25 protein-coding genes and 2 tRNA genes are annotated in these 26,066 nt (G+C 67.1%); 16 read left to right on the plus strand and 11 right to left on the minus strand.

What is annotated here, in order from left to right; translation table 11 throughout:
- Nucleotides 1–152: 152 nt before the first annotated feature.
- From HDA44_RS24760 to HDA44_RS24770, 3 genes are all read left to right on the plus strand, one after another.
- Complete coding sequence (locus HDA44_RS24760) at nt 153–731, plus strand: HAD family hydrolase (RefSeq protein ID WP_202887544.1); 579 nt, start codon at nt 153–155, stop codon at nt 729–731.
- A 422-nt stretch (nt 732–1,153) separates the two neighbouring features.
- On the plus strand, nt 1,154–2,083 hold the full coding sequence (locus HDA44_RS24765; RefSeq protein ID WP_184838316.1) for a hypothetical protein: 930 nt from the start codon (nt 1,154–1,156) through the stop codon (nt 2,081–2,083).
- Nucleotides 2,080–2,598 carry a hypothetical protein gene (locus tag HDA44_RS24770; RefSeq protein ID WP_184838318.1) on the plus strand — a complete coding sequence of 173 codons (519 nt, stop codon included), beginning with the start codon at nt 2,080–2,082 and terminating at the stop codon, nt 2,596–2,598. The genes HDA44_RS24765 and HDA44_RS24770 overlap by 4 nt, the downstream gene beginning before the upstream one ends.
- A gap of 367 nt (nt 2,599–2,965) precedes the next feature.
- Here the strand turns inward: HDA44_RS24770 and HDA44_RS24775 are convergent, their stop codons facing one another.
- The 7 genes from HDA44_RS24775 to HDA44_RS24805 form a co-directional block, all read right to left on the minus strand.
- Complete coding sequence (locus HDA44_RS24775; RefSeq protein WP_184838320.1) at nt 2,966–3,478, minus strand: hypothetical protein; 513 nt, start codon at nt 3,476–3,478, stop codon at nt 2,966–2,968.
- A gap of 370 nt (nt 3,479–3,848) precedes the next feature.
- Nucleotides 3,849–4,157: a hypothetical protein gene (locus HDA44_RS24780; RefSeq protein WP_184838322.1), complete on the minus strand. Its 309-nt coding sequence runs from the start codon at nt 4,155–4,157 to the stop codon at nt 3,849–3,851.
- 5 nt (nt 4,158–4,162) lie between these two features.
- Nucleotides 4,163–4,336, minus strand: coding sequence for a hypothetical protein (locus HDA44_RS24785; RefSeq protein ID WP_184838324.1), 174 nt, complete (start codon nt 4,334–4,336; stop codon nt 4,163–4,165).
- A 212-nt stretch (nt 4,337–4,548) separates the two neighbouring features.
- A complete protein-coding gene (locus HDA44_RS24790; RefSeq protein WP_184838326.1) occupies nt 4,549–5,745 on the minus strand; it encodes a helix-turn-helix domain-containing protein in 1,197 nt (398 codons plus the stop codon).
- Between the two features lie 29 nt (nt 5,746–5,774).
- Nucleotides 5,775–6,281, minus strand: coding sequence for a GNAT family N-acetyltransferase (locus tag HDA44_RS24795; RefSeq protein WP_184838328.1), 507 nt, complete (start codon nt 6,279–6,281; stop codon nt 5,775–5,777).
- Nucleotides 6,278–6,766, minus strand: coding sequence for a GntR family transcriptional regulator (locus tag HDA44_RS24800; RefSeq protein WP_272956433.1), 489 nt, complete (start codon nt 6,764–6,766; stop codon nt 6,278–6,280). The genes HDA44_RS24795 and HDA44_RS24800 overlap by 4 nt, the downstream gene beginning before the upstream one ends.
- Before the next feature lie 66 nt (nt 6,767–6,832).
- A complete protein-coding gene (locus tag HDA44_RS24805) occupies nt 6,833–7,066 on the minus strand; it encodes a GntR family transcriptional regulator (protein WP_184838332.1) in 234 nt (77 codons plus the stop codon).
- A 69-nt stretch (nt 7,067–7,135) separates the two neighbouring features.
- Between HDA44_RS24805 and HDA44_RS24810 the strand changes: the two genes are divergently transcribed.
- Genes HDA44_RS24810 through HDA44_RS24820 form a run of 3 tightly spaced genes read left to right on the plus strand, consistent with a single transcriptional unit; the run spans nt 7,136 to nt 9,840 of the window.
- On the plus strand, nt 7,136–8,416 hold the full coding sequence (locus HDA44_RS24810) for a replication initiator (RefSeq protein ID WP_184838334.1): 1,281 nt from the start codon (nt 7,136–7,138) through the stop codon (nt 8,414–8,416).
- Between the two features lie 15 nt (nt 8,417–8,431).
- Nucleotides 8,432–8,614 (plus strand): helix-turn-helix domain-containing protein, encoded by a 183-nt coding sequence (locus tag HDA44_RS24815; protein ID WP_184838336.1) that lies wholly within the window; start codon nt 8,432–8,434, stop codon nt 8,612–8,614.
- On the plus strand, nt 8,614–9,840 hold the full coding sequence (locus tag HDA44_RS24820; protein ID WP_202887545.1) for a tyrosine-type recombinase/integrase: 1,227 nt from the start codon (nt 8,614–8,616) through the stop codon (nt 9,838–9,840). Before HDA44_RS24815 ends, HDA44_RS24820 begins: the two co-directional genes overlap by 1 nt.
- A 76-nt stretch (nt 9,841–9,916) precedes the next feature.
- On the opposite strand, the gene HDA44_RS24825 is transcribed toward HDA44_RS24820, so the two are convergent.
- Nucleotides 9,917–9,989, minus strand: a tRNA-Arg gene (locus HDA44_RS24825).
- Between the two features lie 149 nt (nt 9,990–10,138).
- On the opposite strand from HDA44_RS24825, the gene HDA44_RS24830 reads away from it, so the two are divergent.
- The 4 genes from HDA44_RS24830 to HDA44_RS24845 all read left to right on the plus strand — a co-directional run bounded on the left by HDA44_RS24830 (nt 10,139) and on the right by HDA44_RS24845 (nt 16,337).
- Nucleotides 10,139–10,693, plus strand: a complete 555-nt coding sequence (locus tag HDA44_RS24830; RefSeq protein ID WP_184838338.1) for a hypothetical protein — start codon at nt 10,139–10,141, stop codon at nt 10,691–10,693.
- 1,354 nt (nt 10,694–12,047) lie between these two features.
- Nucleotides 12,048–12,443: a hypothetical protein gene (locus HDA44_RS24835; RefSeq protein WP_238352542.1), complete on the plus strand. Its 396-nt coding sequence runs from the start codon at nt 12,048–12,050 to the stop codon at nt 12,441–12,443.
- On the plus strand, nt 12,440–14,083 hold the full coding sequence (locus HDA44_RS24840; protein WP_184838343.1) for a hypothetical protein: 1,644 nt from the start codon (nt 12,440–12,442) through the stop codon (nt 14,081–14,083). The genes HDA44_RS24835 and HDA44_RS24840 overlap by 4 nt, the downstream gene beginning before the upstream one ends.
- A 325-nt stretch (nt 14,084–14,408) precedes the next feature.
- Entirely contained in the window at nt 14,409–16,337 is a 1,929-nt protein-coding gene (locus HDA44_RS24845; RefSeq protein WP_184838345.1) for a phosphoenolpyruvate carboxykinase (GTP), read from the plus strand.
- A 116-nt stretch (nt 16,338–16,453) separates the two neighbouring features.
- Here the strand turns inward: HDA44_RS24845 and HDA44_RS24850 are convergent, their stop codons facing one another.
- The gene (locus HDA44_RS24850; protein WP_184838347.1) at nt 16,454–17,086 is read right to left on the minus strand and encodes a phosphoribosyltransferase; all 633 of its coding nucleotides are present in this window, start codon (nt 17,084–17,086) and stop codon (nt 16,454–16,456) included.
- Between the two features lie 78 nt (nt 17,087–17,164).
- On the opposite strand from HDA44_RS24850, the gene HDA44_RS24855 reads away from it, so the two are divergent.
- A complete protein-coding gene (locus HDA44_RS24855; RefSeq protein ID WP_184838349.1) occupies nt 17,165–18,049 on the plus strand; it encodes an LLM class flavin-dependent oxidoreductase in 885 nt (294 codons plus the stop codon).
- Between the two features lie 139 nt (nt 18,050–18,188).
- On the opposite strand, the gene HDA44_RS24860 is transcribed toward HDA44_RS24855, so the two are convergent.
- Nucleotides 18,189–18,278, minus strand: a tRNA-Ser gene (locus tag HDA44_RS24860).
- A gap of 410 nt (nt 18,279–18,688) precedes the next feature.
- Between HDA44_RS24860 and HDA44_RS24865 the strand changes: the two genes are divergently transcribed.
- The 4 genes from HDA44_RS24865 to HDA44_RS24880 all read left to right on the plus strand — a co-directional run bounded on the left by HDA44_RS24865 (nt 18,689) and on the right by HDA44_RS24880 (nt 23,620).
- Nucleotides 18,689–20,266, plus strand: coding sequence for an LCP family protein (locus tag HDA44_RS24865; protein WP_184838351.1), 1,578 nt, complete (start codon nt 18,689–18,691; stop codon nt 20,264–20,266).
- Between the two features lie 95 nt (nt 20,267–20,361).
- The gene (locus tag HDA44_RS24870; protein WP_184838353.1) at nt 20,362–21,339 is read left to right on the plus strand and encodes a hypothetical protein; all 978 of its coding nucleotides are present in this window, start codon (nt 20,362–20,364) and stop codon (nt 21,337–21,339) included.
- Nucleotides 21,340–21,473: 134 nt separating this feature from the next.
- Nucleotides 21,474–21,923, plus strand: a complete 450-nt coding sequence (locus HDA44_RS24875) for a hypothetical protein (RefSeq protein ID WP_184838355.1) — start codon at nt 21,474–21,476, stop codon at nt 21,921–21,923.
- Between the two features lie 944 nt (nt 21,924–22,867).
- On the plus strand, nt 22,868–23,620 hold the full coding sequence (locus HDA44_RS24880) for a Rossmann-fold NAD(P)-binding domain-containing protein (RefSeq protein ID WP_238353311.1): 753 nt from the start codon (nt 22,868–22,870) through the stop codon (nt 23,618–23,620).
- 56 nt (nt 23,621–23,676) lie between these two features.
- Here the strand turns inward: HDA44_RS24880 and HDA44_RS24885 are convergent, their stop codons facing one another.
- Nucleotides 23,677–24,543 carry an HIRAN domain-containing protein gene (locus HDA44_RS24885; protein WP_184838357.1) on the minus strand — a complete coding sequence of 289 codons (867 nt, stop codon included), beginning with the start codon at nt 24,541–24,543 and terminating at the stop codon, nt 23,677–23,679.
- Between the two features lie 229 nt (nt 24,544–24,772).
- On the opposite strand from HDA44_RS24885, the gene ilvA reads away from it, so the two are divergent.
- Nucleotides 24,773–26,065 carry a threonine ammonia-lyase IlvA gene (gene ilvA, locus HDA44_RS24890; RefSeq protein WP_184838359.1) on the plus strand — a complete coding sequence of 431 codons (1,293 nt, stop codon included), beginning with the start codon at nt 24,773–24,775 and terminating at the stop codon, nt 26,063–26,065.
- The last annotated feature ends 1 nt before the right edge of the window (nt 26,066 follow it).

The following is a 26,066-nucleotide window of genomic DNA, read 5'->3' on the forward strand; positions in this document are numbered from 1 at the left end:
ACCACCAACCACACCCCGCGGTACGACCTCTCGCATCGGTCAACGGCCGGGTCGGACTGGTCCTGGCACCCGGTCGGCGGCGGCTCTTGGCCTGCTCACCCACGACCTTCCTGACTGAATTTCTTGCCCGGCTGCACGCACAATGGGTTGCCATGGAGACCTACGACGCTGTGCTCTGCGATCTCGACGGCGTGCTCCGCCACTTCGACCACACCGTTCAACGCGAGATCGAGGCCCGGTACGGCCTACCCCTGATGCGTACGGCGTTCGATCCCGCACTTATCGGACCAGCCACACTCGGCCTGGCCACCGAGCAGGACTGGATCGAGTCGGTAATCGACGCTCTGGGCGGAGACGAGCAGGCCCGCCGCGCGATGGCCGAGTTCGTCGCCGTGCCGTTCACAGTCGACGAGCAGGTCAAAACGCTGCTGTCGAAGGCAAAGGAGCGCGTACCGGTGGTCCTGGTGACCAACGCCACAGACACCCTGGACGAACACCTCGAACGCGCCGGCCTCACGGGCTTCGCCGACGCCGTGGTCAGCAGCGCGCAGGTAGGCGTAGCCAAACCAGACCGCCGCATCTACGAAATCGCCGCCGAACGCGCCGGCGCCAAGCCGACCCGCTGCCTATTCATCGACGACCGCCCAGAAAACGTCACCGCCGCCCAATCCCTCGGCATGACAGCCATCCACTACCGCACCCCCGCCGACCTAACCACAGCCCTCACCTAGCCCCGCCCCCAACACACAAAAGCCCAGGTCAGCAAACTGATCCTGGGCTTCTACGTGGCGCGCTCGGAGGGATTCGAACCCCCAACCTTCTGATCCGTAGTCGAGTTCAGACTGTCCACTCCCAACGATTGCGTAGCTGACGTCCGCCGCCGACTTCGCAGATTGTCCAGCGTCGTCCACGCCGGTCCACGGTCGCTGTTAGCAGGACCGTTAGCAAGTTCTTGCTCCCGAAGTGTGGAAGTCGGCGCGGCTTAGGTAGCTTCAGTAACGGACTGTGAACAATTCCCGTGGCCCCGGTCGCTACGCCCTGTATTGCTGGGAGCTCCTGTCGTACGATCCCGGCCACGCGGCGTGACTAGCTTGGGAGGGGAATCATGCCGAAGCACTCAATTCTGGTTACGAAAGTTTCAGTTCACCCCCGTATGAAGCCGGACGATCTACTGGATGTGTCCGCGTTCGACAAGCCGGACGGCGATCTGCTGTTCGCCTTCTATGGGTTCCTTAACGCTCTGGATCGCGACCGGCTCGTTGATCGTCAGAGAGAGATGTACACGGCTCTCGGCGACATCAGCCCGCGCGGCCGTACCATCGTCGCCGAAGTCGAGGGCGGGAACTTCGGCACTGCTGGCGTAACTCGTGATGTCGACAACCACGAGATCGTGCACCAGCGTGACCCAAACATGGCTGCGACGTACCACGCTCGCCTGGTGGTTTTCGTTCCGCGGGCCGCGAAGCACGCACTGATCTTGATCGAGCGAGTGGGGAGAGAAGTCCCGGGGCGCCGGCTTCTGGACCTGTTCATGACCGCCTTTAAAGCGAACTACGGCTCCCACATGCTCAAGTACGAGTCGATCGTTGAGAGCGATGCATGGATGCAGGCCGCTGAGCTGGATCGTGTCACCGGCTCAGTGAACCAGTACAACTGGAGTGCGGACATCGCGGACGCCAGCACGCCTCGCGGAGTCGGCAGACTAGAGCGGACGCTCCGTCCCGACGGTCCAGGAAAACATCTGCCGAAGTCTCTGCTGGACTTGCTGAGGGCCAAGCGAATCGATGCGGGCCACCTGCTGGGTTTCCCGGACAATGCTGAGCCGGACGAGTTGGAAGTCCAGGTGTCGGCGTTCGGACGTTCTAAGACGTTCGTTATCGACAAGGAGAAATCGCCGCGCTTTGCCCAGGTCATCGCGGAGACCGGTGATCCCACGCCGACGGCCGAGACCGTCCGGAAGGCCTGCGTCGAGATCGCCCCGGATCTCTTCAGAAATGTCGGTGTCGCCTGGGAGACTCGATGGGAGCAGGGGGTGTGGACTCCCGAGCAGCTGAAGACCCGGCTGGAGGTGCCCGACGAGTGAGCAAGGCTTCCCTGTTCCCGGTCATCGGAGACCACTATCGAACGATGACCGATGTTCGGTCGGGTGACTATCGCCGCCGTGACCTAGTCATGTTCCTTGGTGTTCCGTTGGCACTGGCGAGCGCGTCGGCGATCTATGGTGCGGAACTGCCCACGGCCGGAGACCTCATCCAAGGCGTCTCGATCCTGACCGGTCTGTTGTTTGCGCTCGTCATCTTCGTGTTCCAGCTGCGGCTACAGGTGAGCTTGGATGACCGGATCGGGCCAGTGAGTCGCATTGCGATTCTCATTGACGAACTGTTCGCAAACGTCCTCTACGCAGTCGTTGTGGGTCTCGTTACAACGGCCGTCGTCGTAGTGGCTGGGGCTTCGGTCGGCCCGGACTCTGGCGAGGGAGCCGCCCCGGTGAATCGATGGTGGACCGCTGGGGTCGTCCTGGTATGTGCGCACTTGCTCCTGACGATCGCTATGTGTCTCAAGCGCACACGAGCTGCCTACTCGGACCTCAAGGCTTGAGCTTGCACGCTCGCCCATACCTATCTCGTCCCCCTGATAGCTGCCAACCCAGGCCAGCGCGATGCGGGTCAAGAGTCGGCTTGCCGATCCCGGAGGGACGCGGAGCGCTCTTGATGCGTGTCGTGATGGCCGTACGATCGAGCGACCAGGGGGACGGGATCAAACCGCCGGCCTCTGTCGATGGAGCCCGCCGCGGTGCGTCTGGTGGAGCGGACGATCGGGGACGGTCGTCCGTACGTGGTGCGCGCGGTGGAGGGCGTCGGCCGGAGGTCGTAAGCCCGGGCCGCGCTGCGCGCCGCTTGCGGCGCGCCTTGATTCTTAAGAGGTCAATCCGGCAGACGAGCACGGCTGTGGGCTCCAATGACGTCTATGAACGCCTTCCGTGTAGCTCGCGTCGCATCTGATCCGCAAGCCGGTCGACCGCGGTCTCAAGCTGGCCGTGGATCTTACCGAGCGCCATACGCATGTGCAGCGCGGCTGTCTCCTCGTCGACTCCACGCACCAGATCGAACCTGTAGTTGAACATGCCGTGGGCATCGATCTCGACTGGCGCTTTCATCGTGTGCGAAATTTGAAACCGGCGCATCAGCTGAAACGGCGTACGAGCAAGGCGTCGCACTTCGCGAGAGGCATCGATGTCGAGGCGGGCGTTGAACTCGTCGATCTTCTCCTCGCTGACAAGTTCAGGGATCGCGGTGCTGTGATCAAGCACCGCGAGGTTCTGAACCCGGACTGCGGCCTTCAGCATGATGAGGAGATCGAGGTAGGTCTGACGGCGAGCTGCACGCGTGGCACTGTTGCGGTTCAGCCACCAGGTGACAGCCAGGGTCGCCAAAGCGCCAATGACGGCGCCGAGTGCGCCGATGAGGATCTGCACCACGGCCCGACGGTACCGCCCTGCTTCTGGGACGAGAAGGCGGCGCGTCCGTAGTCTGGTACAACGCCTGGGTACGGTTTCAGCTGTTCCAACCGGTCCCACCACACGCCGAGCAAGGTTCATGCTCGGAATCAGTGACTACCTTGCCGTTCTTGATGCGGGTTTTCGGGACGAGTTTCCAGCCCTTGCCCTGGCAGGTGGAGCAGGGCTGGCGTGCTGGCTGGGTGGGTTTGGGCATGGCTCTCCCCCGTTCGTGGGTCGGGACATGGCCGCGCCCTTGCCCAGAGGTGTGAGGACGAGGCCAGGGCAAGGGCGCGGGGTGGTGAGGCGAGACCGGCGCGGATGCAGGGATCGGCACGCCGGCCGCGCCTGATCAGGGGGAGGTGGCGGGGATGACCCGGCCTCCGATGAGGTTTTCCAGGCGGTTCTTGACGTCGACCGGACTGCCGAGAGCCGCGAGGTGGTGCAGGCTCGGAACGATGACGGTCGTGATGTCGAGGGCCGTCACTTGCTGTACGAGGCCATTGAAAGCGTCGGGGCTGGTCGCGCTGTCCTCGACGTGCACGTAGGTCAGGGCGTAGCCCCATTCGGCCGCAAAGCGGGCAACGTCTGTACGTACCCGCTCGAGTTCAGTGTCGGTGATGAGAAGTGACTTGTTGATGTAAGCAACGGCCTCGGGCATGGCGGTCACTGCTCGCCCTCGGTGGGCTCGTTGGTGACCCGCAGACTTGGGTATCGGCGCTGTATGGCGTGCTCGAACCACTCCGCTTTCGAGAGCTCGGAGACGTGGTCGATGATCTTGTGTTCGCCCAGCCACACGCAGACCCGGCGTAGCGGCTGCTCGGTGGCCGGCGCGGTCACAGGAACCGGCCTCGCTCTAGCAGGACAAGGAGAATCCCGTCCAGGACGATGCCGACAATGAAGAGGATCACGAGAGCCGTGAGCATGATCTACACCCGTTGGTTGAGGGCGAAGCGGGGAGCTTCGGTAGCGGCGTTATTGCGCTACGTGATCAACTTTGGCGATGCGTAAAGGGTGTGACTTTCACAGCTTGTGAAAGCTTTGGCGGCTTGTCAGATCCCGATCCATGCGGCGTACCGGGTAAGTAGCTCGGAGGGGTGGCGGGAAGTCTGGAGGAGGTCCAGGACGACGCCCCGGACTAGCGGGTGTCGGCGGGCTTGGCCGGGTGCAACATGGCGCGCCGCTTGGAGATGGCGAAGCGATTGCTCGGGCAGGTTCAGGCGTTGGTAGGCGCGGGCTAGGTCGAAATGGTGGTGACCGATGCGGGTGGGCAGCCAGCCTTTGGGGAACTTGATGAACTCGCCTAGGTGGATCGCGTGGGAGTAGTCGCCAAGTTCGATCATGGTGATGACGCGGTGGACAGCGACGTTGGTGGGGCCGAAGCCGAACCAGAAGGTTTCGAGGTCTTCGCCGGTCAGTTCAGCGTAGTGCTCGGCCTCGTTGAGATAGTCGCGGACCGAGGAGGCGTCGCCTGTCCGGGCCGAGATCACCGCTGCTCCGAGGTTCAGCTGCCCTGCGGCGATCAACGCTCCGGGCGTCTTGGGGTCGGTGCCTTCCAGGTGGGCGCGCCCGGCGTTGTTGAGGTGCCAACCGGTTTCGTAGTCGTGACGCCGCAGGTACGCCGTGATGCGCAGATACTCGCGGGCAGCTCTAAGGGCTGGCGCTCGGTCTCCTGCTTGCCGGGCCGCCCAGTCCATGCGGTTCAGAGCGATCAGCGACAGGTCCGGGTATCCGGCCGCGATGCCGACTGTGTGCGCACACCGATACGCCTCCGCCAACAATCCCCAGGCGTCCGCTCGGTCTGTGCCAGTCCAGGTGTGCGCCGCCACAAGCAACTCGGCGTACAGCCCTGGCAGGACAGACGTCATCGACTCATACCGGGCGGCCTGGCCAACTACGTTAGCGACCCGGACGGCTTCCCGTAGGACCGGCAGAGGGCGCTGTGTGATGGTTTCGTCTGGGTCCAGGTCGTACAGGTCGAGTTGGGTGCGGACGCGGCCGAGCAGCTTCCCTAGGCGCTGATCTTGAGTCGCTTCGGGGGCTGAATCGCCAAGCAGGACAGGGATTTCGACACCGATTGCCCGGGCACAGGCTGCGATGAAGGCTTCGGTTGCGGGTCGGCTGCCGCTCTCGACCTTGGTCAGCAGGCTGTAGGAGACGTTCGCGAGCGTGGCCAGACCGTGTTGGGTCAGGCCTCGGTGTTTGCGAAGCAGGGCGATTCTCGCGCCGGTCTCCGCTGTGTCCCCCATAGCTCGAATCTCCCCAGGTGATCCGCGGCTTAGTCGTCACATGGCCGCTGGAACAGCGCACCCGAGGGGTAGTCCGCGAGGTCGAGGGTGCGGACGTGCTTGAAGCCGTTGCGGAGGTGGTAGTTGTGCAGGCCGATGTTGTCGGTCCACACGTCGATGCGGAGCCAGTGGAGGCCGAGACGGTGGGCTCGGTGGCAGGCCCAGTCCATGACTTCGGTGCCCAAGCCTGCGTGCTTTCGGCGGATGATCAGGCGGTGCATGTACATCGCCGGATCGGCCTGCTCTTCGGGAGTCCAGAGCTGCGGGTCCGAGAAGGTGTCGAGGGCGACAGTGCCCATGGTGGCTTCGTTCTCGTCGCGGATCATCCAGGTTTCGCCGGCCTCGATGCTAGTGAGGATGCGGCGGTTTTGCTCTTCGGGGTTGGGCCAGGCGACGGCCCATTGGTTGATGCCGCGTTGGGCTAGCCAGTCGCTGGCTTCGGTGCGGAGGGCGAGGATGACGCCCAGGTCGTCGGCATCGGCGCGTTCGATGATCATCGGTCGGCGTCCTCTTGGGCGAGGTAGGCCGTCATGTCGCCGAGTTCGTAAATGATGCGGTTGCGGTCGCTGGCGAAGGTGGTCAGCGTGAGGCGGAGCGGGCGCTTGTCGCTGAACGTCGTACGGACGTAGACGATCGTCGGCGTGCCTGAGGCGAGCTGGAGTTTGCGGACCTCGTCGGGGGTCGGCATCCGGGCCGTGATCTCGTCGCGGTACCCGATCTCCTCGTGTCCTACTGCGGCCATCGCGCGGATGGCACCGCCCGGTACGTCGTGGGGTACGACGAGTCCGGCCTGCTGGGCGATGTCCATCGGGTAGTAGCTGACCTGGAGGCTGAGCGGCTGGTTGTCGGCGTATCGGACGAAGCCGCGGGAGACGATCGCGTCGCCCTCGGGGACCTGGAGGCGCTTGGCGAAGTCAGGGCCGGCCACTTCCAGGCTCATCGCGAGATCGCGGTACTCAGCGTGGCGGCCTTGCTCGGCCATCTCGGACTGGAAGGCGTCGGCCTGGTCGCTGGCTCGGCGGTCGCGAGACTCGGCCCAGGTGGCGTGTTAGTCGGCCATGATCCGCTCGCGGACGATCGTGCCGCGTCCCGGGGTCGCAGTGACCATGCCCTCGTTCTGGAGCATCCCGAGGGCTAGCCGGACCGTGTTTCGGGAAACGTCGTGGATCGACATGAGGTCTTGCTCGGTCGGCAGGCGGTCGCCGGCCTTGAGCTTGCCCGTGCGGATCTGGTCGCGCAGCTCGGCGGCAATGCGCTGGTACAGGGGTGCTGACTGTGCCATTCGAGGGAACCTCCTGGTTCGTACCAACAAATGGTCTCATCTCCCTTGACTTCCCTGCCCAAGGTCGAGATGGACAAGCGCACGGTTGGCGCGACCTTCCCGGGCCTCAACGGCAAGACCTATCGGCCGTCCATGTTCATCACCCTCACCCTCGGCTCGTACGGCGCAACCCACCGACTCCCGCACCGTGTCGCGGGCAAGAAGGACCTGGTTCCCTGCGACTGCGGCGTCATGCATGGCCAGAACTCACCGGTGCTCTCCACGCCGGTAGACCCCGACACTTACAACTACCGGCGCGCTGCCCTCGATGCTCTGCACTTTCCCAAGCTGGTCGACCGGTTCATGCAGAACCTCCGTCGCTGTGCTGGCTACAAGGCGCAGTACTTCGCCGTGGTCGAGCCACAGAAACGTCTAGCACCACACCTGCACGCCGCTGTCCGGGGCGTCATTGCCCGGGAGACCGTCCGCGCGGTCGCCAAGGCGACTTACCACCAAGTCTGGTGGCCGAGCCATCACAAGCCCGTCTACGGCACCACCTCCAGCCCAGACCTACCCGTGTGGGACGAGATGGTCGGCTCTTTCGTGGACCCGTCGACCGGCGCACTCCTCCCGACCTGGGATGACGCTCTGGACGACCTCGGCGCGGACCCGGCCGCACAGCCCGCGCACGTCGTGCGGCTTGGCTCCCAGATCGACTACCAAGGCATCATCGCCGACTCTGACGCCAAGGTCGGCAAGGCCGTCGGCTACCTGACCAAGTATCTCGGCAAGGCGATCGGTGAGACCTACGGCGACGACCGCGACGAGCTTCACCCAGCCCAGATCGCCCACATGAACCGGTTGCACGCTTACCTCCGGGTCCTGCCCTGCTCGCCCGACTGCGCCAACTGGCTCCGGTACGGCGTGGCCCCGAAGAACTCGGACGGCAGCACCGTCCCTGGCGAATGTCCGTCCAAGGCTCACGACCGCGAACACCTCGGCCTCGGTGGTCGACGTGTCCTGGTCTCGCGCCAATGGACCGGTAAGACCCTGACCGAACACCGAACCGATAGGTCCGAAGTCGTCCGCCAAACCCTCGCCGCCGCCGGTGTCGACATGGATGACCAAAACGCCCTAGCCACCCACACCGACGACACCGAAGTGCCCCGCTTCATCTGGCAACCCATTCGTCCGGGAGAGGAACGCAGCCTGCGCTACATCCCAACGCACAAAGAGGTTCTGGCGGAAGCGATCACTACCCGCATCCGCTGGCGAACGCAGTACGAGCAAGCCAAGCAACGGGCCCGTCCACCCGATGAGCTTCCGGACGACATCAATTCGGCAACTGACACTGCCGCGTCTGCGGCCTGAGCACTAGGGATCACAATGCAAGACTTCAAACTCCTGTACCGCGTCCCTGAGGCGGCCGAAGCGCTCGGCGTCAGCAGGGCCAAGGTCTACCAACTCATTCAGGCCGGCACTCTCAAGTCGGTCAAGATCGACAGCTCACGTCTCATCCGTTCCGCCGACCTCATGGAGTTCGTGGCCGACCTGGACCGGGCCGCCTGATGGGGAAGCTCAAGGACGGCGTGATGAAGCGCGGCAAGACCTGGTCGTACGTCATCCGCGTCATTGACCCCGAAACGGGCGTCAGCAAGCCCAAGTGGGTTGGAGGCTTCGCCGAGGAGGACGACGCCAAGGAAGCCCGCGACGAGGCTAGACGTGCAGCTCGGCGGGGCGAGTACGTCGATCGAAACGCGATCACTGTCGCCGAGTTCCTGGGTGACTGGCTAGACGCCCACTCCCTGGAGGTGAAACCGCGAACCCTCGACGGGTACCGCTATCTCGTTCGGCAATACATCTCGCCCCGGATCGGGCACATGCGGCTGCAAGCTGTGCGACCTTCGACACTCAGCGGCCTGTACAGAGAGCTTCTGGCGGGCGGCGGTCGTGGAGGTGCCGCGCTTTCGCGACGAACGGTCGATTTCGTACACGCGGTGTTGCGGAAAGCTTTCAACGACGCGGTCCGCTCTGACCAGCTGCTTGCCTCGAACCCCGCCGAACGGGCCAAACGTCCCCGTCGTGAGCAGCGTGGGCCTATCGAGGTGTGGACGGGGGAGGAGCTGCGGCGCTTCCTCGACGTGATGAGCGAGCATCGTCTATTCGCCTTCTATCGGCTGGCGGCGTACTCGGGTGCACGTCGTGGTGAGCTGCTGAATCTCCGGTGGCCCGACATCGATTGGAATGCGCCAGCAGTCCGGATCCGCGGCTCGGTTGGCATGGTCGCTGGGGAGAGGATCGAAGGTACGACGAAGGGAGGTCGGGAGCGGGTGGTGAGCCTCGATGCTGGAACGGTAGAGGTGCTGCGGGCACATCGGCGTCAGCAGCTCGCCGATATCGACGTTGCGGGCGCAGCGTGGTTGGACAGCGGTCACGTGTTCACGAACGGGTTGGGTCGACCTATCTACCCCGACTCGGTCAGCCAGCTCATGGCGAAGTCGATCAAGGCGTACAACCAACCTGAGGACTCAGCCCTACGGCCTACGCATCCGTTGCCGCACGCCCGGTTGCACGACCTCCGGCACGTTCACGCGACCATGCTTCTCGTGGCCGGCGTACCGGTGCACGTGGTGGCTGACCGGCTCGGCCACGCCGACCCGGCCGTGACTCTCCGGGTCTACGCCCACGTCATCCGCCAGCATGCCGCCGGGATCGCTGACGTGTTCGCCGCTGCGGTCGACGAGAGCAACGATGAGCCGGACGAGGGACCGGCCGCCGCGCTGGTGCCCAGTTAGCAAGAGCGTTAGCAAAGTCCGGCTCCGGAGATGCAAAACCCCAGGTCATCTAGCTTGTGACCTGGGGTTTCTTTTGCGCGCTCGGAGGGATTCGAACCCCCAACCTTCTGATCCGTAGTCAGATGCTCTATCCGTTGAGCTACGAGCGCTGGACAACGTCGAGTAACGATACATGGCGGGGGTGGGTGTAGGCCAATCGGCTCGGGGGTGGGGGTTCGGCGGGGTGGTTCGGCGCGGTGGGGGTGGTGGTGGCGCGCGCCTTGGTGAGGTTGGTGGGTGGGGGTTTTACGATCCGCGGATGGGAATCGAGGAGTTGTTCGGTGGGCGGGATCTGGGGGATGTGAAGAAGGTTGTCGGGTTCGTGATGGAGAACTCGGATGACTTTCAGAAGGTGCTGAACCTGGTGAAGGGGTTGCCGGATGATGCGCTGGCGGTGATCGGGAAACTGCCGGAGTTGCTGAAGGCGATCGGGAGTGGGTTGGCCGAGGCCGGTGAGCAGGCGGGGAAGGCGGCCGGGGCGTTGGTGGGGGACGACGGTGAGGGCGGGGCGCGGAAGGCGCTGGCCGGGAGCGCGGGGACGATGAACGCGGCGAAGGATCGGTTGCATGATGCGGCTGGGTTGCTGGCGGGGTTGGCGGGGGAGCTGGACAAGATTCCGGGGATCGGGGATGCGGCGGCGAAGAAGCTGAACGACGGGAGTGGGCAGATCGGTGGGGTGGCGACCGAGATCGAGAGTCTGGCGGGGAATCTGCAGGACCTGTCCGGGATCTTGGCGACGGTCGGGGATGCGTTGAAGGGACTGGGCAACAAGCTGACCGAATCGGGAGGGTCAGTGCAGACGCTGCTCGGCTGAGGCAGTCGAGCAGCAGCCCCGCCAGAGCACCCGCTGCTTAGGCGGGGCGACCTGGCCGATCGGCTCAGGCGACCTGGTCGTGCGGCTCGGGCGGTCTGGTCTGGCGGTCTGGTCTGGCGGTCTGGTCGGGCGGTCTGGTCGGGCGGCTCAGGTGGGCGGTCTTTCTGGCGGTCTGGTCAGGCTGCTCAAGTCGGCAGCTCGGTCGGGCGGCTCGGGCGAGCGGTCTGGTCGGTGGTCGGTGTGGTGGGACGTGTGGTCGGGGAGGTTTACGTCTGACTCGGCTCAGGGGTGGGCGGTGGTGGGCGTGGGCGATCGGTGGGCGGGGTGGGGCGGCGGCACGGTGCGGCGGGAGTGCGGTTGGGGGCGTCGGCACGGTGAGGCTTGGCGTTTGCGGCGGGTGGTTCGGCGTGGAGGTGCGGTGCTGCGGGGTGGGCGTCGGCACGGGGGTGCAGGTCGCGGGGGCAGTTGAGGGGTTCACCTCTCAACTGCACTGTTCGTGCTTGGCATGCGGAGGGGGAACGGGCGATCAGGGAGGTTCACGTCTGAAATGGCGCAGGGCGGGGCGTTGGTGGGGCGGGCCGTTGGTGGGGCGGTTGGTGGGGCGTGGTTGGTACTGGAGGGTGGGGCGGTTGGTGGGGCGTGGTTGGTACTGGAGGGTGGGGCGGCACGGCGCGGCCGGAGTGCGGTTGGGGGCGGGCGCACGGTGGGGGTGGGAGTGGAGTTGGGGGCGGCGGCGCGGTGGGGGCGCGTGGCGGGGTGGTTCGGTGTGGAGGTGGTGTGCTGCGGGGTGGGGCGTTGGTACGGGCGGGTGCGGGTCGCGGGGCGGTTGAGGGGTTCACCTCTTAACCGCACTGTTTGTGCTTGGCATGCGGAGGGGGAACGGGTGATTGGGGAGGTTCACGTCTGAAGTGGCTCAGGGGCGGGCGGGGCCGTGGGTGGGCGGGGGGTGGTTGGGGTGGTGGGACTGCGGTGGTGGTGTGGGGTGGTTGGTGGGACTGCGGTGGGGTTGGTTGGGGTGGGGGTTGGTTGGGGTGGGGGTTGGTTGGGGTGGGGGTTGGTTGGGGTGGGGGTTGGTTGGGGTGGGGGTTGGTTGGGGTGGGGAGGGTTGGTTGGGGTGGTGGGAGTGGGGTGGGGCGCACCTTTGGGTGGTTAGGGTCGGGGTATGGGTAGTCGGTTGGTGCGGGGTGTGGGGGTGGCTTGTGGGGTGGCTGTTGTGGTGGGGGGTGGGGTTGGGTTTGCGGTGGGGGAGCCGGTGACGCCGGATGACGTTGTGGCGGCGCGGGTTTTGCCGGGGGATGTTTGTGCGCGGATCGGGGACGTTTCCGGGCTGTTGCCCAAGGCATCGGGTGGGGCGGTGACGTTGGCGCAGGGTGGGAGTTCGACGGTGGTCTGCGAGGCGGGCAGTAGCCGGGCGAAGGTGAAGGCGTACACGTCGGCGAGTGTGAAGGTCAGCATCACGCCGTACGCGGGGCAGGACGCGGGCGCGGGGAATCCGCCGTTCACGCCGGTGCAGATGGCCAAGAAGGTGTACGCGCGGTCGCCGATGAAGGTGGTGCCGGATCGGCCGTACCCGACGAAGGTCGCGCGGACGGCGGTCGGGCTGGTCGGTGAGTCGTGGATCGTGCATGCGGTGGTGCAGCACGAGGATGTCGTCGTGGTGGTGGACTACACGGCCAGCCCGGTGGACGCGGACGTGGCGCAGAAGGCGGCCGTGGCGCTGGCGGACCGGGCGATCTGGGAGAGCAAGTGAACAACGGCACGCCGGAGATTCCGGGCTATCAGCTGGACCAGCGGTTGTTGCAGCATCCGCTGGCGGAGCTCTGGCATGGGCGTACGTTCACCGGGATGGAGGTCGTCGCGCTGGTACTCAGCGAGGCCGGCGCCGGTGACCCGACGGTTGTCGAGCGGCTGTCCCGCGCGAGTCGCGACGCGGCGCTGGTACCAGGTCAGCAGGAGACGCCGTTGTGGGCGGCGAACTTCAACTCCGGCCGGCCGTACGCGATCACCCAGCTGGTTCCGGGGCAGACCGGCGCGGAGCGGCTGATCGATCCGCTGGACGGGATCCTCGGCAACGACGACGAGTCCCTGCAGGCGGTCCGCGAACAGCTCAGCCGGTACGGCGCGGTGCCGCCGAACCACCTCGCCGAAACACCGAACGCAGCGGTCGCGGCACCGAACGCAGCACTGAACGCAGCGGGCGCGGCGGGCGCGGCGGGCGCGGCGGCGAACGTGACGCCGAACCCATCGGGCGCGGCGCCGAATGCACCAGCAGCGGCGCCGAATGCACCGGCGAACCCGTCGGCCGATGCGCCCAACGCAGCACGGAACCCGTCGGCCGGTGCTTCGAGCGCGGCATCGAACCCATCGGACGCGCCGTCGAACGCGGTACCGAACGGGGCGGCGGCGATGAATGCGTCGGCGGTCGCGGCGCCGAATGGGGCGGCGGTGGATTCGTTGGCCGGAGCACCGAACTCGGTCGGGCAAGCGCCGAGCGCACAGAACATTCCCACGTACGCCGACCGACCGCAGGCACCTGCACAACAGCAGGCATCCGCACAACTCCAGGCGCCCGCGCAACAGCAGGCACCTGCACAACAGCAGGTATCGGCGCAACCGCAGGTATCGGCGCAACAGCAGGTTGAGACGGATGTCGGTCCCTCGAGGATCGAGATTGCGCGGCAGTATCGGCGCAAGATCGGGGGCTGGGTTTATGCCGTGGTCGCGCTCGTTGTGCTGATCGTGTTCAGCGTCGCGTACTCGGTCGGTACCGCGGTCGGTGGCGCCGTCAAGGACGATCCGAACGACGCCGGCCCGGCGCCCGCCGTCAGCCCGGAGGCACTGCCGTCGACCGTTCTGCTGCCGCCGATCGAGCGCGTCACCACGGCGCCGTACAAGCAGCCGACCGGCGCGCCGGGCGTGCTCGCGGCGGTGTACCCGGCCGGTGCCGACGTGCAGGTGGTCACCAACGCCGAGCTGCCGTTCGCGCTCGGCTGGCCGCGACCGCCGCAGGTGGAATTCCTCGGTGACTCGTCGCAGCTGATTCTCCGGCGGATCGTCACCAAGAGCGAGTACCGGGCGGATGGGGTCGGTGGCGCGATCAAGGCGCAGATCGCGTTGCATCCGTGCGCGAGCCTGGCGCGGTGCGTGTCGGACCGGCCGGCGTTCGATCAGCAGTGGACGAAGATCTACAAGACGACCGCGCCGGCGAAGGCGAAGGACGCCCGGACCTGGATCACCGAGTCGCCGCACGCGCCGTACGAGGTGACGGTCACGCGGGCGTTCCAGAGCGGTGGGCAGTGGTGGCTGGTCGGCGCGCTGGTGTCCGGCGAGTTGGCGACACCGGTGGAGATCCAGCGGGTCGTGAACGACATCTGGTGGCAGACCAGCTGACGTACCGAAAGATCTGCCGTAACGGCCCGCGCATCGAGCGCGGGCCGTTCTCTTTTTCACAAGCGGCACCGGAAAGCGATTGTCGCGAAAACTTTGTGACCGGGTTCACTTCCAACCGGTTCTCAGACCCCGGTCGCGTCGCGTACGGTTAGTACCACTTGCACACTGGTATGTATCCACTGGAACGACTGGTATGCGACAGATCACACCGCCAGCCAGCTGCAGCGCACCGCCGGAGACCCCGGCGGCCGGACGCCGTAACCGCCTTTCAGCGTCGAGGGGCCGAACGCGCCGGACCCGGCAGCCGAGAGGGAATGAGCCGCGCATGACGACCATCGCCAATCCGACCCGCACCAAAGCCGACCACCGAGCCCCCGCGACCACTCCCGCCGACCAAGCAGACGCAGCAGACCCAGCAGATTCGGCAGCCGCCCCCGGCGACCGCACCGCGTACGACCTGAGCGGCGCGCCGACCCGGCACGACGGACTGCTGACCTGGGTTGCCGAGGTCGCGGCGCTCACGCAGCCGGACCGGATCCACTGGGTCGACGGCACGGACGCCGAGTACGCCAAGCTGACCGACGAACTGATCGCCGCCGGCACGATGGTCCGGCTGAACGACGAGAAGAAGCCGAACTCGTTCTGGGTCCGCACCGACCCCTCCGACGTGGCGCGGGTCGAGCAGCGGACGTTCATCTGCTCGGTCGACGAGAAGGACGCGGGTCCGACCAACAACTGGGTCGAGCCGGCGGAGATGAAGGCGACGCTGACCGAGCTGTACCGCGGGTCGATGCGCGGCCGGACGCTGTACGTGGTGCCGTTCTGCATGGGCCCGTTGACGGCGGAGCAGCCGATGTTCGGCGTCGAGATCACGGATTCGGCGTACGTGGTCGCGTCGATGCGGATCATGGCGCGGACCGGCGCCGAGGTGCTGGCGAAGATGGGTACCGACGCGAAGTACGTGCCCTGCCTGCACTCGGTCGGCGCGCCGCTGCAGCCGGGCGAGGCGGATGTGCCGTGGCCGTGCAACGACGAGAAGTACATCGTCCAGTTCCCGGAGGAGCGGGCGATCTGGTCGTACGGCTCCGGGTACGGCGGGAACTCGTTGCTCGGCAAGAAGTGCTACTCGTTGCGGATCGCCAGCGCGATGGCCCGCGACGATGGCTGGCTGGCCGAGCACATGCTGATCCTGAAGCTGATCTCGCCGGAGCAGCAGGTGCACTACGTCGCGGCCGCGTTCCCGAGTGCCTGCGGCAAGACCAACCTGGCGATGCTCGACCCGACGCTGGACGGCTGGCAGGTCGAGACGCTCGGCGACGACATCGCCTGGATGCGGTTCGGCAAGGACGGCCGGCTGTACGCGGTGAACCCGGAGTTCGGCCTGTTCGGCGTTGCCCCCGGCACCGGCTGGAAGACGAACCCGAACGCGATGCGGACGATCGAGAAGGGCAACTCGGTCTTCACCAACGTCGCGCTCACCGATGACGGCGACGTCTGGTGGGAGGGCTACTCGCCGACTCCCCCGGACCACCTGACCGACTGGAAGGGCCGGGAGTGGACGCCCGAGTCGGGTGAGCTGTCAAGCCATCCGAACAGCCGATTCTGTACGCCGATCATGCAGTGCCCGATCATCGCCGACGAGTACGACGACCCGAACGGCGTACCGATCTCCGCGATCATCTTCGGCGGGCGGCGGGCCACCACGGTGCCGCTGGTGACCGAGTCGCGGGACTGGGCGCACGGTGTGTTCATGGGCGCGACGCTGTCCTCGGAGACCACCGCCGCCGCGGTCGGGCAGGTCGGCGTGGTCCGCCGCGACCCGATGGCGATGCTGCCGTTCCTCGGGTACGACGCGGGGCAGTACTTCGACCACTGGCTGACCGTCGGCAAGCAGCACGACGCGTCCCAGCTACCGAAGATCTTCTACGTGAACTGGTTCCGCAAGGACGAAGCAGGCAAGTTCGTCTGGCCGGGCTTCGGCGAGAACAGCCGCGTACTGAAGTGGGTGATCGAGCGGATCGAGGGTCAGGCGGACGCGGTCGAGACGCCGATCGGCCGGGTGCCGGCGCCGGACGCGCTCGACGTCACCGGACTCGACCTGACCGGTCAGGACCTGGCGATCGCGCTGGACGTCGACGCCGAGGAGTGGAAGGCCGAGATTCCGCTGATCGAGGAGTGGTTCGAGAAGCTCGGCGACACCGTACCGACCGAGCTGAAGGTCGAGCTGGACAACCTGAAGGCCCGCTTGGGCTGACGAACCAAGGCCCGCTTGGGCTGACGAACTCCGGTCGTCGTTTCGGAAGCCGACGGCCGGGCGGGAAGCGCGGCGCCCTGGTCCACCGACCGGGGCGCCGCGCTGCGTACCAGGCCTCAGGTTTCCAGCGCCGCGCGGACCGCGTCGTCGGTGACCGGGGCGAAGTCGCGGTACGCCTGGCCGACCGCGTTGAAGTACCGCGGCGTCCACGCGCACACCACCTCGTCCGCGACCCGCTCCAACCGCCGGCAGGTATCCGCCGCGCCGACCGGCACGGCGACGATCACGCGGGCCGGCCGCTGCTTTCGTACCGCCTCCACCGCGGCGCGCATCGTCGCGCCGGTCGCGAGCCCGTCGTCGACCAGGACGACCACCCGGTCGCGTACGTCGATCGGCGGGCGATCGCCCCGGTACGCGTGTTCACGCCGCCGCAGCTCGCGGACCTCCGCCGCGCGTACCTCCTCGAGTACGTCCGGGGCGACGTGCTCCGCGATCGACTCGTTGCGTACGACCTGCAGCGCGTCGCCGACGCCCGCGACCGCGCCCATCGCCAGCTCCGGCTGACCCGGCAGACCGAGCTTGCGGACGATCAGCACGTCGAGCTCGGCGCCCAGGGCGACCGCCACCGGGGCCGCGACCGGTACGCCGCCGCGCGCGAGCCCGAGGACCAGAACGGATCCGGGTACCCGGCCGAGCTCCGTGGCCAGAACCCGCCCGGCCGCCACCCGATCCGGGTACGGCCTCCTCATCGCCCCATCATCCAACGTACGTTGGCCGGATGCGACCACCGGCGACCGGATCGGTGGCGCAGGACCTTGGAGCTCGCGATGAAGATCGGTGTGATGCTGCCGCTCGGTGCCGGGGACGGTGCCCATGGAGGCATGCCGGGATGGCAGGACGTCCGCGCGGTCGCGGAGGCGGCCGAGCAGAACGGGCTGGACTCGGTGTGGCTCGCGGACCATTTCCTGTACCGCGACCCGGCCGGGCAGACGTACGGCATGCACGACAGCTGGACCTTGCTCAGCGCGCTCGCCGCGGTCACCAGCCGGGTCGAGCTGGGGAACATGGTGCTGTGCGCGTCGTTCCGCGACCCGGGGCTGACCGCGAAAATGGCGGCGACGCTGGACGAGGTGTCCGGCGGGCGGCTGACGCTGGGTGTCGGCGCCGGGTGGCACGATCCTGAGTACGAGACGTTCGGGCTGCCCACCGATCACCGGGTCGGGCGGTTCGCCGAGTGGCTGGAGATCGTTGCCCGGCTGGTGCGCGGCGAGACGGTGACGTACGAGGGCACCTATTACTCGGTCCGGGAGGCGAACCTGGATCCGGCGCCGCCGCATCGCATCCCGATCCTGGTGGCAGGCCGCCGGCCACGAATGATGCAGCTCACCGCGCAGTGGGCCGACAGCTGGAACACCGCCTGGTACGGCGCGCCGAACGCCACCGTCGAGGAACGCCTGGGGACGCTGCGCCAGGCCGTCGAAACCGCAGGCAAACCAGCCGGCTCGGTCGCTGCCACGGTCGGCATCATCGTCCGCGACCCGGACCAGCCGGTCCACGATCCGAGCAGCCAGTCACTCGCGGTACAAGACCTCCCCGAGGCCATCACCGCCTACCAGAACCTAGGCGTCCAGCACCTGATCATCTCCCCCGAACCGATGACCCCAAGAACAGTCGAACTGATCGCCAAGGCGAAACAGTCACAAGACACCTAACCAAAGGCCAACCCCAGCCAGGCACCACCTGGGGGTCCGGGGGGCGAAGCCCCTCCGGGCGGGGTCCGGGGGTTGCACCCCTGGAAAGTTGCCGGAGCGGCCCCGGCCCGCGCATTCCGCGGACACAGGACCCCCGACGCGGAGGCGGCGGGATTTGAACCCGCGAGAGGGGATTACCCTCAACCCGCTTAGCAGGCGGGCGCCATCGACCGGACTAGGCGACGCCTCCTCCGACGGTCCCCACGAAGAGGACACGACGACGGCCAAGGCTAACTGTTCGGACGTGGGATTGCCAAAAACGGCGTGCCAGGAATCGGAAGCAGTTCTGCACGTGAGGCCGAACAAGCGGGGTGAGCAGGCGGCCGCGCGGGCCGGGCGCGGTGGGGTCGGGCTGGCGGGCACGGCGGCGGGCCGTGGGGTTGCATAGCAGGTCGTGGGGTTTGGGGGTGGGCGGCACGCTGAGTGGTGTGGGTGGGACTTTCGGTGTGTCGGCCGGTGGCTGTGTACGCTGGCGGGCATCGACGGGGGTCGGCAGCATCATGACAACCAACCGGATGTCGTGGGCGTCTGAAGTACCGTTGGCCGCTGCGCGCGGCCGATGGAGAGGTCGTCACGTCGTCGATCAGGGAAACGGAGCCCATGTCGCGGAGTACTCGCGCAGCCGGTCGGAGGGCGGCGCCTCGAGCCGGCCGATCCCGGGCCAGGTCGCACCGGGCGCGGACCGCGTCGAAGGCGATCGGCCTGACGCTGGTCAGCGCCCTGGTTCCCGGCTCCGGGCTGCTGATGGGCGGCCGGAAGAAGCTCGGCGCGTTCGTCCTGACGATCAGCATCGGCCTGTTGCTGATCGGTGGGTTCGTCGCCCTGACGCAGCGCGACTCGGTACTCAACCTGATTGTGTCGCCTCAGCAACTGCTGATCGTGACCGCGGTGGTGGTCGTACTCGGGGCCTGCTGGATCTGGGTGGTGGTCGCTTCGCACAAGCTGCTCCGCCCGGTGAGCATGACGTACACGAGCCGGCTGGCCGGTTCGATGGTCGTCGGGGTGCTCTGTTTCGCGATCGCCCTCCCGACCACCGTCGCCGCGCAGTCCGTGATGGCACAGCGCAACCTGATCGGCGGGGTCTTCCAGTCCGAGAGCAACTCGAAGAGCGCGACCCGGCCGAAGGTGAACAAGCAGGACCCGTGGGCGAAGATCCCGCGGCTGAACATCCTGCTGCTCGGCGCCGACGACGGCGTCGGCCGGACCGGCGTCCGGACCGACACGGTGATCGTGGCGAGTATCGACACCAAGACCGGTGACACCGCCCTGATCTCGCTCAGCCGGAACTGGATGCGGATGCCGTTCCCGGAGGATTCACCACTGCACAAGGTGTACCCGGACGGGTACTGGGATCCGCACCTGGGCAACCGGGAGCAGCCGGAGTACTACCTGGACTCGATGTACGACAACGTCCCGAAGGCGCATCCGGGCATCCTCGGCCAGACCGACAACGAGGGCGCGGACGTGGTCAAGCTGGCCGCCAGCGCCGCGCTCGGCCTGGACATCGACTACTACATGCAGGTCAACCTGGCCGGCTTCAAGGAGATCATCGACGCGGTCGGCGGGATCACCGTGAACGTGAACTACAAGGTGCCGATCGGCGGCGACTACGGTCAGGGCCCGGGAACGAACGGGCACAAACTGCCGAGCAGCTACATCATGCCGGGACCGAACCAGAAGCTCGACGGGTACCACGCGCTGTGGTTCGCCCGCGGCCGGTACGGGCTGAGTGACCCGTCGCGGCAGGAGCGGCAGCGCTGCACGATCCACGCGCTGGTCAACAGCGTGAACCCGGCGACGCTGATCACGAAGTACAACGAGATCGCGGCGGCCAGCCAGGAGATGCTGCGCACCGACATTCCGCAGGACATCCTCGGCGCGTTCCTCCAGCTCGGCCTGAAGGTGAAGAACGCCAAGGTCACCAATATCGACCTGAACAAGAGCAAGAACTTCCCGACCGGCAAGAACCCGGACTACGAGGCGATGCGGGAGATCATCCAGAAGTCGATCGCGCCGAAGGCCGGCACCGCGCAGACGCCGCCGGCGACCCAGCCGGCCAAGAAGCCGACCACCACCCGGAAGCCGACCACGCCGAAGACCACCCCGACGCCGGGCGCCGCGCAGAACCTGAACGACGCCTGCGCCTACAACCCGAACGAGACCGGCACCGGGAACTGATCCGGACAGCCGCTGAGACGGGGCTGGCCGGTTGAACCTTTCGCGGTGAAGGATTGGCTCAAAATGAAAATGAGTCATATCTGGGGGTGACCGGGATGCGTTCGTTGGTGGTCGTGGTCGGGGTGGCGGTACTCGCGGTGGCAGGCTGCAGCGGCGATCCGAAGAGCGACGACGCGGCGGCGGCCGGGGGTACGCCGACACAATCGGAGACGCCGTCGGAGACACCGGCAAGCGCTTCGAGCAACACGCCGGCGCCGGTGGCGAAGCCGACGCCCGCGCTGTCGGTGCCGATGTACCAGCGCGCGCTGACCAACGTGGAGAAGGTACTCAAACCGTCCGTCGGGCGGGTGATGAACGCACAGACCGTCGCGGCCTTCGACGCGGCCCGCGCCCAGCTGGGTACGGCGATCCTGCTCGAACGCGACGAGCTGTCGAAGATCACGCCGCCGTCCGGCCTGGTGGTCGCGCATCCGGCCGTACTCGACGCGTTCGACTCGTACGCGGGCAGCGTGAACACCAACCTGGGCAAAGCCGGTTCGACCCGGAACGGTTGCGGGGCGCCGAAATCACCTGCCGTCCGGTTGTACGAAGCGAAGGCCGGCGTACGGACCGCGTACGCGACGCTGGCGCAGGCCGTGCAGACGGCGATCGGCAAGGGTGTGAAGTTCGGGACCGTTTCGGTGCCGGCGAAACCCACGGCGCCGGCCGTGATCGGTGGGCGCGGCGAGAACGGCGACGTGTTCCAGCGGTCCGGTTCGCGCGGCGCGAGCTCGCTGCAGATCACCAACGCCGGGTCGGACGCGGTGATCGTCGTCACCAACAGCGTGCCGAAGAAGCCGCAAGCCTCGATCTATGTCCGTGGCAACAAAACCGTGACGCTGAACGGGATTCGCGGCGATTACTACGTGTACTTCAAGTCCGGGTCGAACTGGGACGACAAGGTGCATCAGTTCACCGAGAACTGCTCGTACTCGAAGTTCGACAAGCGGCTGGACGGGTCGTACAACTGGCGGATCAGCCTGACCAAAACACTGTTCGGGAACGCGACCACGTCCAGTACCGACGCGTTCTGACCGACGAAACGCCCCGCCTGGACCGAGCGCGAACACCTCCATCCGGCGGGGCGATCGGCCGGAACCGGACGCCCGGGCAGGCAACCGGCCGATCACCTGATCGGTCGCCCCCGGGCGGATGAGATCCTGGGGCGATGCGGACGACGTACCGGATGCGGGCGGGGCGATTCCTCGGGATCCTGGCCGCCGGGCTGATCATTCTCGGCGTGGCGGCACTGCTCTGGGCGTTCGGCCTGCCGGGGGTCGCGGTGTCGGTGTTCGTCACCCTCGGCGGCCTGATCGCGCTCGCCGGCCTGTGGGTCCTGGCCCGCCCGCCGAAGGTCGCGCGGCTGCGGGACAACGACATCGAGGTACGCGGCCTCCGTACGCCCTGGACCGACATCACCGAAGCCGGCCGGGTCCAAACCACCCACGGCGAGGCAATCGTCCTCCGCACCAAACAACCCGGCCACCCGATCCTGCTCCCGATCTCCTGGCTGGCACCCAAGCAGGTCGCCGAACTCGAAACCACCCTCCGAGACCACCTCAACACAGCCCACGGCTACACCATCTGGGACGGCACCGCCCCCGAAGACAACAGCTGAGCGCGTACGCCCCCGCGCGCCGTCGCCTGTGGTGATGGATGGTGTACGCCCCCACGCGTCCACTACGCGCGGCTCCTTCGTCGCCGTGCTGCGCGCCCGCTCCCACCCACCCCACCGCTATCGCGCGATTCAGCGGCTACCGCCGCACCAACCGACGTGCGGTCACGCCAACCCGCACCACCCGAGCCAACCCACCTACACCCGGCGGATGCCGCACCCGGCAGACGCCCGCAACCGGCAGGATGCCTGCACCCGGCGGATGCCCACATGCGGCGGAGCCCACACCCAGCGAATGCCCACTCGGCTTCACGGGGCATCGGCGGGTGCGGGCCATCGCCGGGCGCAGGCATCTGCCGGTTGTGGGCAACCGTAGGTCGGGCATTCGCCGGGTGCGGGCATCTGCCGGTTGCAGGCATCTGCCGGATGTAGCCCCGACGATCCGCTCTTGTTGGTCCGTCGTACAACCCCGCACCACATGGGTTGACCAACTCAGGCTCGGTGTTTCGTCCGCCGCCTATCGCCCCAGCGCCGCGTCAATGGCCGCAATCAGGACAGCATCATCATCGGAGCGCCAAGTGTGCGACTCAGGGCAAATCCACTGATCTGGATCGGCCGGTACAACGCACCCGAACAACCGCACTTTCCCCGCGGCGGCTGCTTCGCGCGCTACCGAAGTCGGCAACCCGTACAGAATTGGAACGCCGGGCCGTCCGCAGGTCGGGCACTCGACCACATTCGCCATACGACCAAAGTACGTCACGCCTCGTCCTGTAACGCCTGCTGGATCTTCGTCAGTGCCTTCAGCAGTTGGGCCCGTTCGGTTTTGGTCAGCGTGGCGGTGATCCGGTCCTCGAGTTGCCGGCGTTCGTCCTCGACCGGCGCCTGCAGGGCGCGGCCGCTTCCTCGTCGACGAGCTCAACCAGCGCGGCGCGAAGTTCCGTGCCCTGGTCCGGAGCCCGCGCGACGACCTGCCCGCCGAGCAGCTGATCGGGGATCTCGACGGCCCACTCGACCTGCGCGGCGTCGGCACCGTGTTCCTGCTCGTCCCCGGCACCGGTCTCGAACACACCGGCAATTTCGTGTCAGCCGCGCGCACAGCCGGCGTACGCCGCATCGTCTACCTCTCCTCGTACGCCGTGCTCGGCGATCCGGTTCCGGCGATGGGCCGTTGGCATCACGCCCGGGAACAACTGATCGCGGCGGCCGGACCAGCGCCGACGTTCCTCCGGCCGACCGGTTTCATGACGAACGCCTTCGACTGGCTGCCGACGATCCGGTCCGGCGGGTACGTCCTCGATCCGATCGGCCCGGGCCGCGCCGCGCCGATCGACCCGGCCGACATCGCGGCCGCCGCGGCGGTCGTACTCACCGAGGACGGCCACGAGAACCAGCAGTACACACTGACCGGTCCGGACGCGTCGACGCTGGCCGAGCAGGTCGCGATTCTCGGCGCGGCGATCGGCCGCACGCTCGACGTACGCCCGATCGCGACCCCCGAGGAGGCGGTCCGGTTCCGCTACCCCGACGGCGCCTCGCCCGAGCTCGCGGCCGCGATCGTCGAAGGGCTGACGCGGATGCGCGCCGACACGACCGGGTTGCGTACGGACGACGTACGCGAGCTGATCGGCCGCGCCCCGAGCACCTTCGGCGATTGGTGCGAGCGGAACGCGGCCGCGTTCGGTGACTTGTTGAAGTAGCTCCGCAGTACCGGCCAGTGAGGCCCCCGACAATCCGGTCAGTACTGCGCAGCCGCCTAGTTGGCCTCTTTGGTGGCCCAGTAGTGCCATTGTGGGGACGCGACTGGGGAGCGGGTCAGGCCGTCCGGCCAGGTAGCCGGCAGGTCGTGACTCCGCGCCGCGTAGAGGATCACCTCCGATGCGGAACGGTCGCCGCGGACGGCGACGCGGGCTGCGGTCTCGGCACGCATGTCGGCGAGGTAGTGGATGGCCGGCAGGAACTCGGCGCTCAGCCGCGGACTGAGCCGGCCGACCGGGTCGTCGTCCAGCCGGACCTCGACCACGATCCGGTGCCGGTCCTGGATACCGTCCTCTTCCTCGATCGCGTGCATGGTGGCGTACGCCCAGCACTCGCCTTCCACCCGGAAGAACGGTGCCAGCACGTCCGGATGTACCTCGCTGCCCGGCACCACGATGCCGCTGCCGGGCGGCAGCAGGTGATAGCTGCCTGGCGGGGGCAGGTTCACCGGTACCAGCATGTGCGGCTGCCCGAGCGCGACCGCCACGCTGGCATGGAACTCGGTGCCCTGGTTGCCCTTGTGCTCCCAGTCCGCCGGCTCCCATTCACTCACCCACAAGTGGCAGGGCACCCGCGGTTGCAGGCCCTGCGCCACCAACTCCGACAGCACCGGGTGGTACCGGTGCGCGTCGTCCCGCGGCAGGTAGCCGACCACCCTTCCTTGCACCCGGACGGCGACCGACCGGGGATCGAAACGGTTGTGCGATTCCGGGACGAGGTCCGCCTCGGTGTCCAGATCTGCGCCACGCGCCGGGATGGGGTCCGGGAACAGGCTTCGGATCGCCTGCTCGTGCGGGGCCTCCCGCACGACCTCCTGACCACACCACAGGGCGTCTCCCCACAGACTGAACGGAATCAGTTCCATCTGTGCCCTCCAGTCTCACTGACCGCTTTACCCGGCTCATCCGATCCAGGGGCCTGGTCGTTACACCGAGTGAGCGTATGAAAACTAGACTGCCCAGTGAAGAGCCCTTTCACGCCTGGTGCAAGAGTCTGATACGCAACATTGTCCGCTCGTCCGGACTGTGGACGTGGATCGTCTTGTGCAGCGAGCGAATCGGGGAAAATCGTGCAAATGCACGGGAAGGAAGACCATGCAGGGCAGTAGTTCAGTCGCTCGATCGACCCCTGATGACGTGGGCGAATCAGTTGACGCTGGTCTGATCGAGGCGGCGGTCCAGCGGTTGGACGGCGTCGCTGTCCGTACGCCACTGCAGCGCAACCTCCGGCTGTCCGAGCGCACCGGCGCGGAGGTCTGGCTGAAACGCGAGGACCTGCAGATCGGCCGTTCGTACAAGCTGCGCGGCGCGTACAACCTGATCGCGCAGCTCGACGACGCGGCGAAGGCGGCCGGCGTGGTCTGTGCGAGCGCCGGCAACCACGGGCAGGGGCTGGCGTACTCGTGCCACATCCTCGGCGTACAGGGCAAGGTGTACGTCCCGCGAACCACGCCACGGCAGAAACGCGATCGGATCGCGGCGCTCGGTGGCAAGCAGATCAAGGTGATCGTCACCGGCGACACGTACGACGACGCGGCCGCCGCGGCGCTGGCCGAAGGCGCGGCGACCGGCGCGACGATGGTGCCGGCGTTCGACGACCCGAGAACCGTGGCCGGCCAGGGGACCGTGGCGGTCGAGCTGGTCGAGCAGCTCGGGCAGGCGCCTGACGTACTGGTGGTGCCGGTCGGCGGTGGCGGGCTGGTGGCCGGGGTTGCGACGTGGATCCGGGAGCGGCATCCGGGCGTACGCATCGTGGGCGTCGAGCCGGGTGGAGCGGCGAGCATGGCGGCGGCGCTGGCGGCCGGCGAGCCGGTGACGCTGCCGCAGCTGGACAGCTTCGTCGATGGCGCGGCAGTGCGACGGGTCGGCGCGGCGACGCTGCCGTTGGTCTCGCAGGCCGGGGTGGAGCTGATGTCCGTACCCGAAGGGCTGGTGTGCTCCGAGATGCTGGAGCTGTACCAGATCGACGGGCTGATCGCCGAGCCCGCGGGCGCTTTGTCGACAAGTGCCTTGGGCAATGGTCTTGTCGTACGTCCCGGTGAGACGGTCGTCTGTCTGCTGTCGGGCGGCAACAACGACGTCAGCCGGTACGGGGAGATCCTCGAACGTTCACTTGTGTACGAAGGGCTGAAGCACTACTTCCTGGTGACGTTCCCACAGGAGCCGGGCGCGCTTCGTACGTTCCTGGACGGGGTGCTCGGTCCGGACGATGACATCACGTTGTTCGAGTACGTGAAACGGAACAACCGGGAGACCGGGGTCGCCCTGGTCGGCGTGGAGATCTCCGGCCGGGACGACCTCCCGGGTCTACTCGCCCGGATGGAGGCCGCCCCGCTGGACATCGAACGCATCGACCCCAACTCCCCCGAGTTCCGCTACCTGATCTGAA

The organism is Kribbella solani (assembly GCF_014205295.1).
In the GTDB taxonomy this organism is placed as follows: Bacteria; Actinomycetota; Actinomycetes; order Propionibacteriales; family Kribbellaceae; genus Kribbella; species Kribbella solani.

Bases quoted from the DNA above. Each gene is read 5' to 3' on its own strand.
- HDA44_RS24790 (WP_184838326.1), bottom strand. From the start codon at position 5,745: ATGGGGGACACAGCGGAGACCGGCGCGAGAATCGCCCTGCTTCGCAAA.
- HDA44_RS24815 (WP_184838336.1), top strand. From the start codon at position 8,432: ATGCAAGACTTCAAACTCCTGTACCGCGTCCCTGAGGCGGCCGAAGCG.
- HDA44_RS24820 (WP_202887545.1), top strand. From the start codon at position 8,614: ATGGGGAAGCTCAAGGACGGCGTGATGAAGCGCGGCAAGACCTGGTCG.
- HDA44_RS24780 (WP_184838322.1), bottom strand. From the start codon at position 4,157: ATGCCCGAGGCCGTTGCTTACATCAACAAGTCACTTCTCATCACCGAC.
- HDA44_RS24885 (WP_184838357.1), bottom strand. From the start codon at position 24,543: ATGGAACTGATTCCGTTCAGTCTGTGGGGAGACGCCCTGTGGTGTGGT.
- HDA44_RS24800 (WP_272956433.1), bottom strand. From the start codon at position 6,766: ATGGCCGAGCAAGGCCGCCACGCTGAGTACCGCGATCTCGCGATGAGC.
- HDA44_RS24810 (WP_184838334.1), top strand. From the start codon at position 7,136: ATGGACAAGCGCACGGTTGGCGCGACCTTCCCGGGCCTCAACGGCAAG.
- ilvA (WP_184838359.1), top strand. From the start codon at position 24,773: ATGCAGGGCAGTAGTTCAGTCGCTCGATCGACCCCTGATGACGTGGGC.
- HDA44_RS24805 (WP_184838332.1), bottom strand. From the start codon at position 7,066: ATGGCACAGTCAGCACCCCTGTACCAGCGCATTGCCGCCGAGCTGCGC.
- HDA44_RS24845 (WP_184838345.1), top strand. From the start codon at position 14,409: ATGACGACCATCGCCAATCCGACCCGCACCAAAGCCGACCACCGAGCC.
- HDA44_RS24760 (WP_202887544.1), top strand. From the start codon at position 153: ATGGAGACCTACGACGCTGTGCTCTGCGATCTCGACGGCGTGCTCCGC.
- HDA44_RS24870 (WP_184838353.1), top strand. From the start codon at position 20,362: ATGCGTTCGTTGGTGGTCGTGGTCGGGGTGGCGGTACTCGCGGTGGCA.
- HDA44_RS24855 (WP_184838349.1), top strand. From the start codon at position 17,165: ATGAAGATCGGTGTGATGCTGCCGCTCGGTGCCGGGGACGGTGCCCAT.
- HDA44_RS24850 (WP_184838347.1), bottom strand. From the start codon at position 17,086: ATGAGGAGGCCGTACCCGGATCGGGTGGCGGCCGGGCGGGTTCTGGCC.
- HDA44_RS24875 (WP_184838355.1), top strand. From the start codon at position 21,474: ATGCGGACGACGTACCGGATGCGGGCGGGGCGATTCCTCGGGATCCTG.
- HDA44_RS24830 (WP_184838338.1), top strand. From the start codon at position 10,139: ATGGGAATCGAGGAGTTGTTCGGTGGGCGGGATCTGGGGGATGTGAAG.
- HDA44_RS24765 (WP_184838316.1), top strand. From the start codon at position 1,154: ATGAAGCCGGACGATCTACTGGATGTGTCCGCGTTCGACAAGCCGGAC.
- HDA44_RS24865 (WP_184838351.1), top strand. From the start codon at position 18,689: ATGTCGCGGAGTACTCGCGCAGCCGGTCGGAGGGCGGCGCCTCGAGCC.
- HDA44_RS24795 (WP_184838328.1), bottom strand. From the start codon at position 6,281: ATGATCATCGAACGCGCCGATGCCGACGACCTGGGCGTCATCCTCGCC.